17 protein-coding genes are annotated in these 14,518 nt (G+C 68.9%); 10 read left to right on the top strand and 7 right to left on the bottom strand.

Features of this window, described 5'->3' with window-relative positions; genetic code table 11:
- Positions 1-6 precede the first annotated feature (6 nt).
- Entirely contained in the window at positions 7-591 is a 585-nt protein-coding gene (locus AC1RM6_RS08045) for a TetR/AcrR family transcriptional regulator (protein ID WP_493099918.1), read from the top strand.
- A gap of 10 nt (positions 592-601) precedes the next feature.
- On the opposite strand, the gene AC1RM6_RS08040 is transcribed toward AC1RM6_RS08045, so the two are convergent.
- Positions 602-724, bottom strand: coding sequence for a hypothetical protein (locus tag AC1RM6_RS08040; RefSeq protein WP_493099916.1), 123 nt, complete (start codon positions 722-724; stop codon positions 602-604).
- Between the two features lie 142 nt (positions 725-866).
- Here AC1RM6_RS08040 and AC1RM6_RS08035 point away from each other — a divergent pair, with 142 nt between their 5' ends.
- Positions 867-1,835, top strand: coding sequence for a hypothetical protein (locus AC1RM6_RS08035; RefSeq protein ID WP_493099914.1), 969 nt, complete (start codon positions 867-869; stop codon positions 1,833-1,835).
- Between the two features lie 16 nt (positions 1,836-1,851).
- On the opposite strand, the gene AC1RM6_RS08030 is transcribed toward AC1RM6_RS08035, so the two are convergent.
- A complete protein-coding gene (locus tag AC1RM6_RS08030) occupies positions 1,852-2,298 on the bottom strand; it encodes a hypothetical protein (RefSeq protein ID WP_493099912.1) in 447 nt (148 codons plus the stop codon).
- 53 nt (positions 2,299-2,351) lie between these two features.
- Positions 2,352-3,188 carry a LysR substrate-binding domain-containing protein gene (locus AC1RM6_RS08025; protein WP_493099910.1) on the bottom strand — a complete coding sequence of 279 codons (837 nt, stop codon included), beginning with the start codon at positions 3,186-3,188 and terminating at the stop codon, positions 2,352-2,354.
- 197 nt (positions 3,189-3,385) lie between these two features.
- Between AC1RM6_RS08025 and AC1RM6_RS08020 the strand changes: the two genes are divergently transcribed.
- From AC1RM6_RS08020 to AC1RM6_RS07990, 7 genes are all read left to right on the top strand, one after another.
- Positions 3,386-4,213: an ABC transporter permease gene (locus AC1RM6_RS08020; RefSeq protein ID WP_493099908.1), complete on the top strand. Its 828-nt coding sequence runs from the start codon at positions 3,386-3,388 to the stop codon at positions 4,211-4,213.
- Between the two features lie 5 nt (positions 4,214-4,218).
- A complete protein-coding gene (locus AC1RM6_RS08015; protein ID WP_493099906.1) occupies positions 4,219-5,055 on the top strand; it encodes an ABC transporter ATP-binding protein in 837 nt (278 codons plus the stop codon).
- Positions 5,052-5,663, top strand: a complete 612-nt coding sequence (locus tag AC1RM6_RS08010) for a cysteine dioxygenase family protein (protein WP_493099904.1) — start codon at positions 5,052-5,054, stop codon at positions 5,661-5,663. The genes AC1RM6_RS08015 and AC1RM6_RS08010 overlap by 4 nt, the downstream gene beginning before the upstream one ends.
- A complete protein-coding gene (locus tag AC1RM6_RS08005; protein ID WP_493099902.1) occupies positions 5,660-6,901 on the top strand; it encodes a rhodanese-like domain-containing protein in 1,242 nt (413 codons plus the stop codon). Before AC1RM6_RS08010 ends, AC1RM6_RS08005 begins: the two co-directional genes overlap by 4 nt.
- A 24-nt stretch (positions 6,902-6,925) precedes the next feature.
- Entirely contained in the window at positions 6,926-8,020 is a 1,095-nt protein-coding gene (locus AC1RM6_RS08000) for an LLM class flavin-dependent oxidoreductase (RefSeq protein ID WP_493099900.1), read from the top strand.
- Between the two features lie 23 nt (positions 8,021-8,043).
- Positions 8,044-8,973 carry an ABC transporter substrate-binding protein gene (locus tag AC1RM6_RS07995; RefSeq protein ID WP_493100599.1) on the top strand — a complete coding sequence of 310 codons (930 nt, stop codon included), beginning with the start codon at positions 8,044-8,046 and terminating at the stop codon, positions 8,971-8,973.
- 100 nt (positions 8,974-9,073) lie between these two features.
- Positions 9,074-10,450 (top strand): FAD/NAD(P)-binding protein, encoded by a 1,377-nt coding sequence (locus tag AC1RM6_RS07990; protein ID WP_493099898.1) that lies wholly within the window; start codon positions 9,074-9,076, stop codon positions 10,448-10,450.
- A 191-nt stretch (positions 10,451-10,641) separates the two neighbouring features.
- Here AC1RM6_RS07990 and AC1RM6_RS07985 read toward each other — a convergent pair whose 3' ends face one another.
- The 3 genes from AC1RM6_RS07985 to AC1RM6_RS07975 form a co-directional block, all read right to left on the bottom strand.
- Positions 10,642-11,601 carry a class I SAM-dependent methyltransferase gene (locus tag AC1RM6_RS07985; protein ID WP_493099896.1) on the bottom strand — a complete coding sequence of 320 codons (960 nt, stop codon included), beginning with the start codon at positions 11,599-11,601 and terminating at the stop codon, positions 10,642-10,644.
- A gap of 40 nt (positions 11,602-11,641) precedes the next feature.
- Entirely contained in the window at positions 11,642-11,857 is a 216-nt protein-coding gene (locus AC1RM6_RS07980) for a hypothetical protein (RefSeq protein ID WP_493099895.1), read from the bottom strand.
- 186 nt (positions 11,858-12,043) lie between these two features.
- A complete protein-coding gene (locus AC1RM6_RS07975; RefSeq protein WP_493099893.1) occupies positions 12,044-12,832 on the bottom strand; it encodes an SDR family NAD(P)-dependent oxidoreductase in 789 nt (262 codons plus the stop codon).
- A gap of 109 nt (positions 12,833-12,941) precedes the next feature.
- On the opposite strand from AC1RM6_RS07975, the gene AC1RM6_RS07970 reads away from it, so the two are divergent.
- A complete protein-coding gene (locus AC1RM6_RS07970; protein WP_493099891.1) occupies positions 12,942-13,838 on the top strand; it encodes a LysR family transcriptional regulator in 897 nt (298 codons plus the stop codon).
- A gap of 177 nt (positions 13,839-14,015) precedes the next feature.
- Here AC1RM6_RS07970 and AC1RM6_RS07965 read toward each other — a convergent pair whose 3' ends face one another.
- Positions 14,016-14,474, bottom strand: coding sequence for an HXXEE domain-containing protein (locus tag AC1RM6_RS07965; RefSeq protein WP_493099889.1), 459 nt, complete (start codon positions 14,472-14,474; stop codon positions 14,016-14,018).
- Positions 14,475-14,518: the final 44 nt, after the last annotated feature.

Below are 14,518 nucleotides of genomic sequence, written 5' to 3'. Positions count from 1 at the left end.
AGCGGAATGCCGGAAACGATCGACCGCGGCCGCGGCCGACCGCGCGACAGCGAAAAGGACGAGGCGATCCGGGCCGCGGTCTGGGACGTGCTCGCCCGGCGCGGCTATGGCGGGCTGACCTTCGAGGAGGTCGCCGAGACCGCCGGCTGCAGCCGGTCGACCCTCTACCGCCGCTACACCACCAAGCTCGAGCTGATCGCCGCAGTCTTCGACCAGACCTCGCGCTCGATCGAAACCGGCATTCCCGCCGGGCTGTCGCCGCGCGACCTGTTGCTCGCGCATATGGCGGGCACCGTCACCTATATGTCGGGCGGGCGCGGCCCCGCCCTGCTCAGCCTCACCGCCGCCACCATCCGCATCCCGGAGCTCGAGGCGGTCACCGAAGCCTTCAAGGAGCAGGAGCGCGCGCAGTGGCGCCTGATGTTCCGGGCGCTCGTCCCGACCGCGAGCGAGCAGCGCATGGCCTTCGTCTTCGACACCCATGTCGGCATCATGCTCCAGCATGTCGTGATAGGCCGCACTCCGCTCGGCCAGCGCGACCTCGAGATGATCGCCGACATGCTGATCGCGATGCTCGAACGCCCGGATTGACCGCGGCGCATCAGATCGCCTGCAATTTTCCCCAGAAGGCATAGAGTCCGACCGCGAGCAGCACGATCACGCAAATATAGAAGATGATGTCCTTGGTGCGCTGGTCCATCATGCCGCCTCCCGGGACAGTCATAATTTCGTCATGCGCGCACGCGCCTCCACCATTTGGGGGAAAATGGCGGAAATTCGGGCCCCGATCCTGCAATCGGGCGTAGATCCGGAAATCATTTCCGCAAGCCCATGCTTCCGCTAGCTTTGCGCCGAGGGGGAACGTCATGCGCAACGAAGACAGGTCGGAGATTTCCTGGATCGGGCTGGCGCTGGTCGTTCCTTCGACGATGACATTCATTCTCACGGATATGATCTTCGCCCTGTTCGCCCGTCATGTGCCGCTACTGGCCCATGGCCTCTCCGCCACCACCGCCCAGGGCTATTTCGAGGGCGCCGGCCGTCTCTATATTCTGGCCGCGCTGCTGGCCGCATGGGGCATCGCTTTCCTCACGCTGCTCCTGTTTCTCAACGACCTGGCGGAAGAATTCGGGCCGAAGATGCGCCGCAAGCTGGTCCTGACCCTGGCGGTCGGGCTGGCGATCGGATTGTCGTGGACGATACGTTCCGCGTCGCTGGGACCGGCTTTCGCCGCCGAGACGCCATCGGCGATGATCGGCGCGGATTTCGTGGCAGCGGTCGCAGGCCCGAGCGAAAGCGGGTTTGCCGACCTGTTCGACCATTTGACCGGAGCGGGCAGCCTGACGTTGATGGTCGGCGCCGCGATCGTGATCGTCGGCGGCGTTTCCTGCCTTGCCCGACCGCTGGCAGGATTGACGGCAATCGAGGAGGCCGCATTCATCGCCCGGCAGCATCGCCGCTTGCGATCCTATGTCGATGCCGGCGCTGCCTTGATGGTGGCGGGCCTGGCGCTGTCCTTCGCCTGGATGCGCTGGCCGCTCGCACTGCTGAGCGGACCGGACGCGACCGCCTACCAGGCGCAGGTCAATGCTTACGGGCTCTTCTCGGGCGTATCGCACACCCTGGTCATCGCCTTGTTCTCGCTGCCGGTCGCGACGGCGTTGCGCAACCGTGCCGCCGCACTCCCGCCGCTCGCCGATTCACAGGACGCGCAAACGGCGGGCGGAGGCGCGCTCGGGGCGATCGGGAAGGTCCTGGTGGTGCTTGCCCCGACGCTTGCCGGAGCCTTGCCGGCGCTCATCGAACTGATGAAAAATCTCGGCGGCGCGGCATAGCCGGCCGCGCGAGCGCTCAACCGTTGTCGGCGGTGGCGCACGACCGGATCAGCACCCGGGCGACTTCCGCCATGCGATCGCGATCGGCGACCTTGCCATAATAGAGATAGATGTCGGGATTGGGCCCGCTGGGCGCGTCGAGCTTGAAGAACACAGTGCGGCTGCCGGGCTTGGGCGGGACCGGAACCACCGAGGCGACCGTCGCCCAGTCGATGACGAGGTCCTCCAGCTCGGCCTTCGGATCGCGGATGAAGCTGCCGACATCGGAATCGAAGCGGATCCCGCGGCCGGTGAACACCGTCCGGCACGGCGCGTCCGCGACGACCTTCTCGAGGACGCGATAGCGGCCGATCCACAGCATCGTCGGCGGCGTGGCGACGAGTTGCGCCTGCGCCGCGCCGGCCGGCGCTTCATCCGCCATCGCAGGCACAGCGGCGACGAGCCCGGCCAGCAAGATCGTCATCGGCAATGTCATGGCGCCCCCTCCCCGCGCGGGTAACAGGGCGCCGGACCGGTTTACAACCCTTCGATCAACTCGGTGGCGAGTTCGGCGAGATGGCGTGGCGCCTCCCCGGGATTTTCGGCCCGAAGCAGCACGCAGGCGACATCGGGCAAGGGGGGCAGCGCCGGGCCGTCGAGCACCGCCAGGTCGCGCATGAACAGCGACGTCCGGCTCGAAATGCCCAGGCCTGCGGCGACCGCGGCGCGCAGCGTCGACAGGTTCGGGGTCTCGACCGCGATACGCCACGGCCGGCCGGCGGCGTCGAGCGCGGCGATCGCCGCCTCGCGGAAGCGGCAGGGCTTTTCGAGCACCGCCAGCGGGATCTCGCGCTTGTCGGCGAGCGCCTCGTCGCCGAACCAGTTCGTCGGTGCCTGGCGGACCGAAGCCGGATCGCCCGCCGCGGCATAGCCGATCACCAGGTCGAGCTGGCCGCGACCGAGCATTTCCTGAAGCTCGGCGGTGCCCGCGACCCGCGCGAAGATCTGCGCATCGGCATGGAGCTCGGCGAAACGCGCGAGCAGGCCCGACAGCAGCAGGTCGGCGAAATCCTGGACCATGCCGATTCGCACCGGCCCTGCGAACCGCCCCGCGCTCACCGCCGCCAGCGCCTCGTCATGGAGTGCGAGCACCCGGCGCGCATAGCCGAGCAGCAGGTCGCCCGCCGCGGTCAGGTTGAGGCGCCGCCCCTCGCGGACGAACAAAGGCTGCTGGACCAGTTCCTCGAGCCGCTTGATCTGCAGGCTCAGCGCCGACTGGGTGACGAACACACGCTCGGTCGCGCTCAGCATCGATCCGGTGTCGACGATCGCGACGAAACTGCGCAGCATGTTGGTGGGGAGATTGACGGCCATGACGATCTCCTATCGCGCGATCGCGGCGCTTTGCCGCACAGCCAAAGTTTCAGTGGCTAAAGCCTTTCTGCGAATGCGGGTTTCCGCCCGATGAAATCCCATATTTCCAGCCCCTTAGCTGTCGATAAAGCTTTGCTAATAGGTGATAGCAGCTAAACTCTATTGAACCGATAGAGATTTAGCCAATCCTGAAAAGCATGAACGCCCATAGCTCCACTTCACCCGCCCGCACCGTCGAGCGCTCCCGTCCCCGGCGCTCGGTCGGCGCCCATCTGCTGCGCTCGCGCTGGCTGTCGCCGATCGTCCTGCTGCTGGTCTGGGAAGCGGCGTCGCACGCCGGGCTGATCCCCGAGCATATCCTGGCCGCGCCATCGAACGTGCTGCTGACCCTGCTCTCGATGATCCAGTCGGGCGAACTGCCGCACAACCTGCTGGTCTCGTTCGGCCGTGCGGCGGCGGGCTTGGGCATCGGCGTCACCCTCGGCATCGGCTTCGCGCTGGTCGCCGGGCTCTCCCGGCAGGGCGAGGTCGTCATCGACCCGCTGATGCAGATCAAGCGCACCATTCCCGCGGTCGCGCTCGCGCCCTTGTTCATCGTCTGGTTCGGGATCGGCGAGACCCCGAAGGTCGCGCTCATCGCCTTCGCGACGCTGTTTCCGGTCTATCTGAATTTCTACCAGGGCATAAGAGGGGTCGACCGCCGGCTGGTCGACGCCGCGCTCAGCTTCGGGCTCAACCGGGTCCAGCTGATCCTCCATGTGATCCTGCCCGGCGCGCTGCCGTCGCTGCTGACCGGGCTGCGCTATTCGCTGACGATCGCGATCGTGATGCTGGTGATCGCCGAGCAGATCAACGCCAGCGCGGGCCTCGGCTATCTGATCAACAATGCCCGCGACTTCATGCGGACCGACATCATCGTCGTCTGCCTGATGGTCTACGCGCTGCTCGGCCTGGGCGCCGACCTCATCGTCCGCATCGTCGAAGACCGCGCCCTCGCCTGGCGCCCCAAGCTGGTGGAGGCCTGAACCCCATGACCGTTCTTTCAAACGCCGCGCTTTCGAACAACGTCGCCTTCTTTCCCGCCGCGCCGCGCAGCGGGTTGCCCGAAGACGCCGACGGGCCGCCGGTCGTCCGGCTGCGCGGGCATAGCCGCCGCTTCGGCGACAATCTGATCCTCGACGATCTCGACCTCGACATCGCCCCCGGCGAGTTCGTCGCATTGCTCGGCCATTCGGGCAGCGGCAAGACGACGCTTCTGCGCACCCTCGCCGGGCTCGATCCGGTGGTCGGCGAGGACGTCACCATCCCCGCCAAACGCGCGGTGGTGTTCCAGGATTCGCGGCTGCTGCCGTGGAAGCGGGTGTGGAAGAATGTCGGGCTCGGCCTGTCGGGCCGCGACGTCCGCGATCGCGCCGAGGCCGCGCTGGCCGAGGTCGGCCTGTCGCACCGGCTCGATGCCTGGCCACTGACCCTGTCGGGCGGCGAGGCGCAGCGCACCGCGCTCGCCCGCGCGCTCGTCCGCGAGCCCCAATTGCTGCTGCTCGACGAGCCCTTCGCTGCGCTCGACGCGCTCACCCGGCTCAAGATGCACGAACTGGTGCTCAACCTGTGGCGGGTCCATCGCCCGGCGGTGATGATCGTCACCCATGACGTCGACGAGGCGATCGCGCTCGCCGATCGCATCCTCGTCCTGTCCAAGGGCCGGATCCTCGCCGAGGAGCGGATCGAGGCCGAACGCGGCCAGCGCACCGCGACCGTGCGCGACCTGCGCCGCCGCCTGCTCGGCCATCTCGGCGTCACCGCCCACACCGGCAGCTATGCCGACACCGTCGCCGGCCACCCCGACATGGCCGAGGCGGCCGAATGAGCGCGCTCTCGCCCGATGCCCAGCAGCAGTTCGCGCCGGTGACCGGTTCGCCCCGCCTCCACCAGTTCGTCGCCGACTTCGCCGCGCTGATCGAGGACAGCGACGTCGAGGGCGAGATCGTCGCCCGCGGCGGCCGGCTGCTCGGCGACCTCGTCCGCCACGACGACTGGCTGCCCGACGCCTATGCGGCGCCGTCGCGCGACCGCTATCAGCAATATCTCCTCTACCGCGACCCGCGCGATCGCTTCTCGGTGGTCAGCTTCGTCTGGGGACCCGGCCAGGCCACCCCGGTCCACGACCATCGCGTCTGGGGGCTGGTCGGCGTGCTGCGCGGCGCCGAACTCGCCGAGAGTTTCGTGCGCGACGGCGAGGCCGGCCTGCGCTCGACCGGGCCCGCCCAGCGGCTCGATCCCGGTGCGGTCGATGCGGTCTCGCCGCGGATCGGCGACATCCACCGCGTCGCCAACGCGCATGATGACCGCGTGTCGATCAGCATCCATGTCTATGGCGCCGATATCGGCGCGGTGCGGCGTGCGACCTATGACGGCAGCGGCCAGGAAACACCCTTCATCTCGGGCTATGCCCCTTTGCCGGCGCTGATCGCATGACCGATACCATCACCCCCCAGGATATCCGTGCCGCGCTGATCGCGCGCGACGAGATCGCGCTGATCGACCTGCGCGACGAAGCCGCCTTCGCGACCGCGCATCCGCTGTTCGCGTCGCAGATCCCGATCGACCGGATCGAGATCGAGGCCGCCAACCGGCTGCCGCGCAAGGATGTGGCCATCGTCCTCTACGACAATGGCGAGCATCTCGCTTATGTCGCCGCGGGCAAGCTGCGCGCGCTCGGTTACACCGGCGTCCGCATCCTCGCCGGCGGTCTCCAGGGCTGGAAGGATGCCGGTTACGAGCTGTTCGAGGACGTCAACAGCTACTCGAAGGCGTTCGGCGAACTGGTCGAGCATCGCCGTGGCACCCCGTCGCTCCCCGCCCCCGAGGTCCAGGCGCTGATCGACGGCGCCGCCGACATCGCGATCCTCGATGCGCGCCGCTTCGACGAATATGCGACGATGAGCCTGCCCGGCGGGATCAGCGTCCCCGGTGCCGAGCTCGTTCTGCGCGCGCCGAGCATCGCGCCGAGCCCCGAGACGACGATCATCGTCAACTGCGCCGGCCGCACCCGCAGCATCATCGGCGCCCAGTCGCTGATCAATGCCGGGCTGCCCAACAAGGTGGTGGCGCTGCGCAACGGCACGATCGGCTGGACCCTCGCCGGCCAGACCCTCGCCCATGGCAGCGAGCAGCGCTTCCCCGAGGTCGACGAGACCGAAGCCGAGGCCGCCCGCCACCGCGCCCGCAACGTCGCCTATCGCGCCGGGGTCAAGCAGATCGACGCCGCCGAGCTCGCGCATCTCGGCGCCGATCCGCGCCGCACCCTCTACCGTTTCGACGTGCGCACCCCCGAGGAATATGAAGCCGGTCATCTGCCCGGCTTCCTGTCGGCGCCCGGCGGCCAGCTCGTCCAGGAGACCGACCATTTCGCGCCGGTGCGCGGCGCCCGCATCGTCCTCGCCGACGATCGCGGCGCGCGTGCCGACATGAGCGCGAGCTGGCTCGCCCAGCTCGGCTGGGAGGTCTATGTGCTGACCGGCGCCTTCGCCGCCGACGCGACCGAGACCGGCAACCCCCATGCGGTGCCGCCGCGCTCGCGCGAGGGCCGCTACCGGCGTCCCTATGAGGGCACCGACAATCCGGCGGCGGCGATGCAGGCCTATCTCGAATGGGAATATGGCCTGGTCGACCAGCTCGCCCGCGACGGCACCCACGGCTTCTTCGTCATCTGACATCGCCTCCCCAGGAGACTCCCCATGACCGTCAAGTTCATCGGCTATATCGGCTTCAACAACGAGAGCGAGATCCACGGGCTGCGCACCCTGCGCCCGCTCGACAAGGACTATGTCGAGGCCGCCGCGATCGCGCAGGAGAAGGGCGGCTTCGACCGGGTGCTGGTGCCGTTCGGCTCCAACTCGCCCGAGAGCCAGATCGTCGCCGCCCATGCCGCCGCGATCACGACGAAGCTCGGCTTCCTGATCGCGCACCGCCCCGGCTTCACCCAGCCGACCCTCGCGGCGCGCCAGCTCGCGACCCTCGACCAGCTCTCGGGCGGCCGGATCGCGGTCCACATCATCACCGGTGGCGCCGATGCCGAGATGGCCAAGGACGGCGACGTCTCGAACAAGGTCGAGCGCTACGCCCGCACCGACGAATATCTCAAGGTGCTGCGCCAGGAATGGACCGCCGAGAAGCCGTTCGATCATGACGGCGATTTCTACCGCATTCGCCAGGGCTATGCCGCGGTGAAGCCGACGAACCTGCCGGTGTTCTTCGGCGGATCCTCTCCGGAGGCGATCGACGTCGCCGGCCGCCATGCCGACGTCTATGCGCTGTGGGGCGAAACCCAGGCGCAGGTCCGTGAGGCGGTGTCGACGATCCGCGCCTCGGCGGCGCGCTATGGCCGCCGCCCGGGCTTTTCGCTGTCGCTGCGCCCGATCATCGCCGACACCGAGGAAGCCGCGTGGAAGCGTGCAGACGAGGTCGTCGAGATCGTCCGCGAGATCCGTGCCAAGGCCGGGGTCGCGACCACCGATCACAGCCCGGTCAACGCCGGCTCGCAGCGGCTGCTCCAGACCGCCGCGCAGGGTTATCGCGCCGATACCCGGCTGTGGACCGGCCTCGCCGCGGTCGGCGGCGCGGGCGGCAACTCGACCGGACTGGTCGGCACCCCCGAACAGGTCGCCGATGCGCTGCTCGACTATTACGACCTCGGCATCGACCATTTCCTGATCCGCGGCTTCGAGCCGCTCGACGACGCGATTCTCTACGGCGAGCAACTGCTGCCGCTGGTCCACGCCCGCGTCGCCAAGCGCGATGCCGAGCGTGCGGAACGCAAGGAAGTCGCGTGAAAAAAAGGCTTTTTGCCCTGACGATGTTGCTGGCGCTCGCGGCATGCGGGCGCGGCGCCGGCGACGATCAAGTGCTCCATGTCGGCAGCCAGCGCGGCGGCACCAAGGCGGTGATGCTCGCCAGCGGCGCGCTCGAAGGTGCGCCCTACAAGGTCGAATGGTCCGAATTTCCGGCCGCACAGCCGCTGCTCGAGGCGATTGGTGGCGGTGCGGTCGATGTCGGGCTGGTCGGCGACGCGCCGTTCATGTTCGCCTATCAGAGCGGTAGCCCGATCAAGGCGGTCGCCGCGCAGATGGTGCCCGAACGTCCCGCCGGCGCGCTCGCGCTGGTGGTGCCGCCGAACTCGACCGCGCGCTCGCTCGCCGATCTCAAAGGCAAGAAGATCGCCACCACCCGCGGTTCGGTCGGCCATTATCTGGTGATCCGCGCGCTCGCCGACGCGAAGCTGCCGCCCGACTGGGTCCAGTTCACCTTCCTGCCGCCGGGCGACGCCAAGGCGGCGTTCAGCTCGGGTTCGATCGACGGCTGGGCGACCTGGACGCCCTATCTCGCCGCCGCCACCGCCGACCATGCCCGGATCATCGTCGACGGGCAAAGCCTGGTGCGCGGCTATGGCTTCGACGTCGCCAATGAGGGCGCGATCCGCGACAAGCATGCGCTGCTCGCCGACTTCGTCCAGCGCGAGGCGAAGGCGCTCGCCTGGAAGCGCACCCACCGCGCCGAGTTCGCGGCGGTGATGGCGAAGGAAACCGGCCTGCCGCTGGCGATCGCCCGCGACTATGCCGACAAGAACCGGCGCGAGACGGTGCCGATCGACGACGCGGTCGTCGCCGACCAGCAGCGCGTCCTCGACGATTTCCGCAACGCCGGCGCGGTCGCGGGCAAGCGCGCACTCGCCGACGGCTTCGACCGCAGCTTCGCGATCGCCCCGACCAAGGTCGCGGTGCAGTAAGCTACCGCCTCCAGCGCGAGCGCCATTGCCTCCGACCGGTCGCGCGTTTACGAAAATCCCGCGCCCGGCGAGGTGCGCATCTGGGCGGCCTGGAGTGTTCATGACGGCAGACGGCGGACCGCCACGGATCGAGCATGTCGCGATCGTCGGCGCGGGTTTTTCGGGAACGCTGCAGGCGATCAACCTGCTGCGCCATCATGGCCCCCGCGTCACCCTGATCGAACGGCGCGGCGCCTTCGCGCGCGGGGTCGCCTATTCGACGACCAGCCCGGCGCACCTGCTCAACGTCCGCGCCGCCAATATGAGCGCGCTGCCCGACGATCCCGGCCATTTCGTGCGCTGGCTCGCCGAACATGGCCGCGGTACCGCGACCTGCTTCGCCTCGCGCCGCGACTATGGCGCCTATCTCGCCGAACTGCTCGAGGCCGAGATGCGCGCCGCCCCCGGCCGGCTGACCCTGCTGCAGGACAGCGCGACCGAGGTCGCCTGCACCGACCGGGGCGTGACGATCGGCCTCGACAGCGGCGGCAAGCTCGCCGCCGATGCCGCGGTGCTCGCGCTCGGCAACCTGCCGCCGCGCGATCCGCCCGGGGTCGCCGCCGCCAACCTGCCGGCCGATCTCTACGCCTCGGACCCGTGGAGCGCCGACTTCGCCGCCGGGCTGACCGATGACGACACCGTGCTGGTGATCGGCACCGGGCTGACGATGGTCGACGTCGTGCTCAGCCTCGAGGCGCAGGGCTTTGGCGGCCGGATCGTCGCGCTGTCGCGCCGTGGCCTCACCCCGCACGCCCATGGCGACCCGGCGATGCCGCGCTCGTCGCTGTCCGAACGGCCCGCCGCGACCGGCGCCGATCTGGTCCATGTCGTCCGCCGCCGCGCCGAGGCGGTCGGCTGGCGCGCCGCGATCGACGAGCTGCGCCCCTATACCCAGGCGATGTGGCTCGCCGCCCCCTATGCCGAACAGGTCCGCTTCATTCGCCATCTGCGCCCGTGGTGGGACATCCACCGCCACCGCCTCGCGCCCGAGGTCGCCGCCCAGGTCCAGGCGCTCAAGGACAGCGGACGGCTGCAGGTGCTCGGCGGCAAGCTGACCCGGATCGCCGCCGCCGACGACCGGGTCGATCTCGCCTTTCGTCCGCGGCACGAGGATCGGGTCGAGCGGCTGTCGGTGCGCCGGGTGATCAACTGCACCGGCCCGCAGGGCGATCTGCTGCGGACGAAGGAGCCGCTGCTGCACCTGCTGCTCGCCGCCGGCCATGTCCGTCCCGACCGCCACCGCTTCGGGATCGACGTCAACGCCCAGGCCGAGACGATCGACGCCAATGGCCGCGCCAATCCGCGGCTGTTCGCGCTCGGCCCGATGACCCGCGGCGCCTTCTGGGAGATCGTCGCGGTCCCCGACATCCGCGTCCAGACCTGGTCGGTCGCGCGCCGGCTGGCGCACGCGCATTGGGTCGAAGGCGAAGGACTCTGATGTGTTAGGCCCTCAGACGCCGGGCGGGACGCATCCGCGTCCCTGGGCTTCCTCGCAATAAGCTCGGGCGGCCGTTCGGCCTTGCGGGCCCTGCGGGCCCGTCGAAAAAGAGCGGGCGACCGGAAAAGGGCCGCCCGCTCAGGTGCGTTCTGCTGCGGGGATCGTGGAGCAACAGGACGGATCGCGGAAGATCAGCCGGCGCGCGGAACCACCGCCCCGACCAGCAGGATATGCGCCGCGCGGTCGATGAAGGCGGGATCCTGCGCATGGGTGCGTTCGAGCCGTTCGAGCGCGGCGTCGAAGCCGGCGCCCGGGATGATCGCGGGATTCCAGTGGCGGTTGGGCGCGAAGCGGCTGTGGAACAGGTCGACACCCGCCAGTTCGGCGATGCGGGCATGCGGCGCGAAGATCGCCCGCAGCTCGGCGGCGCAGAACAGGTGCGAGCTGAAGCCGATATGCCGCCCGTCGACCAGGTCGATCTCGAGCCGGTCGGCGTCATTGTCCTGGTGGAACGCCCGCGCCCGGTCGAGCGCCTCGACATAGATGCTCGGCAGGCTACCGACGCTGCGAACGGTGACGATCAGGGTTCCCGCGGTCACCCGGGCGAGCTGGAAGGCGATGCCCTCGTGCCGCGCCGCCGGCAGATGGTTGAGCACCCCGTAGAGGCACAGCGTCAGGTCGAACGGTGCGCCCTCATGCGCGGCAAGCGCCTCGGCGATGTCGGCGACCGCGAAGTGGAGCGCGATCCGGCTGTCGCACAGGCCGCGCGCCGCGCCGGCGGCCAGCACGATCATCTCGGGCGAGATGTCGAAACCCCAGCCCTCGATCCGAGTGAAGCCGAGCTCGCGGGCGCGGATCGCGGTGCGGACCAGCCAGGTGCCGGGCCCGCAGCCGGCGTCGATCAGCCGCAGGCCGTCGCGCCCGTCGGCGCGCAGCGCGACCAGCGCGGCCTCGATCCGCGCCCAGATCGCGCGGTCGGCAAAGCCATAAGCGCCAGCAAAGGCGAAGGGTTCGGCGACGTCGCCATCGGCATAGGCACGATAGCCCGCGCCGACCGCGTCATAGGCCAGTGCGGCCTCGGGCGGTCGGATGGCGGGTGGCAGGATGGTAGATGGCAGGGGGTCGGTCGAAAGGTCGTGGCGCGAGGCCATGGTCATGCTCCGGGAACGAAGGACGGTCGATGGACCGCAATCAATGGGTGGTGTGGGACCCACCGGCGAGCTCGACGAGGCGGGCACCGGGAAAGGCATGGATCTCGGCCCGCGCGAAGCCGAGCGCGGCGGCGCGGCTGACGAATATCCCGCCGAGCAGGCCGTGATTTTCCTCGACCAGCCATTGTCCATGATCATCGACGCCGATCGTGATGATCGTGTCGTGCGAAAGTGCGGCGTCATACGCCCTAGCCATGTTTGTCGGCCTCCAGCCGTCGGGTTGACGCGAGGCCTGGATGGCCTCGCCGCATGCTGGATAAGCCGCGCACCATAGGCATTCGAGACGCACCCCCGGCAGGCCGCATAGGGATCGCATATGCAAAGGCCCCGCCGCCCGGGTCGGGGCGACGGGGCCTGCTATCGGCCGATCAAAGGCGGTCGGTTACGCGATCGTCGGCACCAGCCCGCCTTCGACCCGGATCGCGGCGCCGTTGGTGACCGCCGCCAGCGGGCTGGCGAGGAAGCCGACCATCGATGCGACCTCTTCGGCCTCGATCAGCCGGCGGATCAGCGAGGACGGGCGGAACTTGGCGAAGAATTCGGCTTCGCGCTCGGCCTCGGGAGCATCCTTGTTGTCGACCACCGACTGGATGAACCCGACAATGCCTTCCGACCGGGTCGGCCCGGGTAACACCGAATTGACGGTGACGCCGGTGCCGCGGGTCTGCTCGGCGAGCCCGCGCGCGACCGCGAGCTGCGCGGTCTTGGTCATCCCGTAATGGATCATCTCGCCCGGGATCATCAGCGCGCTCTCGCTGGCGATGAAGATGATCCGGCCCCAGTCCTGCGCGATCATCTGCGGGAAATAATGGCGCGAAAGACGGATGCCGCTCATCACGTTGACGTCGAAGAAGTGCAGCCAGTCGGCATCGGCGATCTCGGTGAACGGCTTGGCCTCGTAGATCCCCAGATTGTTGATCAGGATATCGACCGACGGCACCGCCGCGATCAGCGCCGCGCTGCCCTCTGCGGTGCCCGGATCGGCGAGGATCGCGCGCACCGCTCCGCCGGCCTTGGCGACCTGCGCCGCCGCCGCGTCGAGCTTGTCCTGGCTGCGCCCGGTGACGATCACCTCGGCGCCTTCGGCCGCCAGACGCTCGGCGATCGCCAGGCCGATGCCGGCGGTCGATCCCGTGACGAGTGCGGTCTTGCCCTTGAGTTGCAGGTCCATGTCAGTCTCCTGTTCCGAATGTGTGAAACGAAGATAGGCGATGCCGCGATTGATGATTAGATCGTAAAACTGTATTTCAGAAGTGATTTGAAATCACGAGTAACAGCACATGGACAATCGCTATGGCGACATGGAGACCTTCCTCGCGGTCACCGCCGGGGGCAGCTTCGCGGCGGCGGCCAAGACGCTGCGGCTGACCCCGTCGGCGGTGAGCCGCAGCGTCGCCCGGCTCGAGGCGCGGCTCGGGATCGTGCTGGTCCAGCGCACCACCCGGTCGCTGACCCTGACCCCGGAGGGCGAATCCTATCGCGACCGCATCTCGGCGCTGCTCGCCGAAGTCGACGAGGTCGAAACCAGCCTCGGCCGTGGCGAACGCGGGCCGCGCGGGCCGCTCCGGGTCAATGCCTCGGTGCCGTTCGGGGTGCATTGCCTGCTGCCGATCCTGCCGCGCTTCATCGATCTGTATCCGGCGGTGACGGTCGACCTCGCGCTCACCGACACGCTGGTCGACCTGATCGAGGAGCGCGCCGACATCGCCATCCGCATCGGCCCGCTGCGCGACACCCGCCTGCGCGCCAAGAAGCTCGGCCGCAGCGCGATGGTGGTCGTCGCCAGCCCCGATTATCTCGCGCGCCACGGCACCCCCGCCGCGCCGGCCGACCTCGCCCGCCATGTCTGCCTGCGCTTCAGCTTCCGCCGGGCGATCGACAGCTGGCCGTTCCGGGTCGGCGGCCGTATCGTCCAGCGCCCGGTCGACGGCCCGTTCATGGGCAATTCGGGCGAGGTGGTGCGGCTGATGGCGGCCGCCGGCGGCGGCATCGCCCGGCTCGGCCGCTTCCACGCCGCGGCCGACCTCGCCGCCGGCCGGCTGGTCGAGATCCTCGCCCCGTTCAACCCCGGCGACCATGAGGACCTCCACGCCCTCTACAACGGCCAGGACCGCCTCGCGCTCAGGGTCGGCGCCTTCCTCGACTTTCTCGGCAAGGAGCTGGTGCTGCCCGGCTAAGGTTTCGGGACTAGCCCCTCCCTTTCAAGGGAGGGTTCGTCAGGTCGGGAGCGCCCCCGGCGCTCCCTCAACCATGCCGGGGGCATGGTTGACCTGAAGAAGGTGGGTGCGAGCGTAGCGAGCTTCTACGCTCGAACTGGAGGTGCCGTCAGCGGCAAGGCACCATCCGGGTCAATCTCAACGAGGCAGCCCCGCCACGATGATCAACCCCATCACCGGCGCGCCGAGCGCGATCGCACCGGCCAGCCTGCCCGGCCCCACCAGCCGCTCGCGCAGCGCCGCCGACCACAGCCCGAGCGACAGCGGCAGATAGACGAGGCACGCGCTGATCAGCCCCGGCGAATTGCGGTCGTAGAGTTCGACCAGGGTCAGGTGGAAGACGAAGTTCCAGAACAGATTGCCCGCCGCCCACGCGAGCAGCAGGAAGGTCGACAGCGGAGTCTTCGCGCGGATCGTCCAGACCGTCAGCCCGACCAGCACCAGCCAGAAGATCAGATTGTTGAACAGGAAGCCCGACACCGGCATCGGATTGCCGGTCACCTCGCCGACATAGCGCGGAAAATGGGTGAGATATTCCTCGCCGACATGGACGATCACCGCGAACGGCAGCAGCCTGACCAGGCGATCATAGGTCATGAGTCCCTCCCCTTTGGCCCGCCCCCCACGCTGATCTGGATTCG

The organism is Rhizorhabdus sp. GW822-FHT03C02 (assembly GCF_058801765.1).
This window is presented reverse-complemented; position numbering and strand designations above follow the sequence as displayed.

Excerpts from the sequence above, each read along its gene's own strand:
- AC1RM6_RS08030 (WP_493099912.1), bottom strand. The coding sequence starts at position 2,298 with ATGACGATCTTGCTGGCCGGGCTCGTCGCCGCTGTGCCTGCGATGGCG.
- AC1RM6_RS08000 (WP_493099900.1), top strand. The coding sequence starts at position 6,926 with ATGACCGTCAAGTTCATCGGCTATATCGGCTTCAACAACGAGAGCGAG.
- AC1RM6_RS08045 (WP_493099918.1), top strand. The coding sequence starts at position 7 with ATGCCGGAAACGATCGACCGCGGCCGCGGCCGACCGCGCGACAGCGAA.
- AC1RM6_RS08040 (WP_493099916.1), bottom strand. The coding sequence starts at position 724 with ATGACTGTCCCGGGAGGCGGCATGATGGACCAGCGCACCAAGGACATC.
- AC1RM6_RS08020 (WP_493099908.1), top strand. The coding sequence starts at position 3,386 with ATGAACGCCCATAGCTCCACTTCACCCGCCCGCACCGTCGAGCGCTCC.
- AC1RM6_RS07990 (WP_493099898.1), top strand. The coding sequence starts at position 9,074 with ATGACGGCAGACGGCGGACCGCCACGGATCGAGCATGTCGCGATCGTC.
- AC1RM6_RS07995 (WP_493100599.1), top strand. The coding sequence starts at position 8,044 with ATGTTGCTGGCGCTCGCGGCATGCGGGCGCGGCGCCGGCGACGATCAA.
- AC1RM6_RS08015 (WP_493099906.1), top strand. The coding sequence starts at position 4,219 with ATGACCGTTCTTTCAAACGCCGCGCTTTCGAACAACGTCGCCTTCTTT.
- AC1RM6_RS07980 (WP_493099895.1), bottom strand. The coding sequence starts at position 11,857 with ATGGCTAGGGCGTATGACGCCGCACTTTCGCACGACACGATCATCACG.
- AC1RM6_RS08005 (WP_493099902.1), top strand. The coding sequence starts at position 5,660 with ATGACCGATACCATCACCCCCCAGGATATCCGTGCCGCGCTGATCGCG.
- AC1RM6_RS07970 (WP_493099891.1), top strand. The coding sequence starts at position 12,942 with ATGGACAATCGCTATGGCGACATGGAGACCTTCCTCGCGGTCACCGCC.
- AC1RM6_RS08025 (WP_493099910.1), bottom strand. The coding sequence starts at position 3,188 with ATGGCCGTCAATCTCCCCACCAACATGCTGCGCAGTTTCGTCGCGATC.
- AC1RM6_RS08035 (WP_493099914.1), top strand. The coding sequence starts at position 867 with ATGCGCAACGAAGACAGGTCGGAGATTTCCTGGATCGGGCTGGCGCTG.
- AC1RM6_RS07965 (WP_493099889.1), bottom strand. The coding sequence starts at position 14,474 with ATGACCTATGATCGCCTGGTCAGGCTGCTGCCGTTCGCGGTGATCGTC.
- AC1RM6_RS07985 (WP_493099896.1), bottom strand. The coding sequence starts at position 11,601 with ATGGCCTCGCGCCACGACCTTTCGACCGACCCCCTGCCATCTACCATC.
- AC1RM6_RS07975 (WP_493099893.1), bottom strand. The coding sequence starts at position 12,832 with ATGGACCTGCAACTCAAGGGCAAGACCGCACTCGTCACGGGATCGACC.
- AC1RM6_RS08010 (WP_493099904.1), top strand. The coding sequence starts at position 5,052 with ATGAGCGCGCTCTCGCCCGATGCCCAGCAGCAGTTCGCGCCGGTGACC.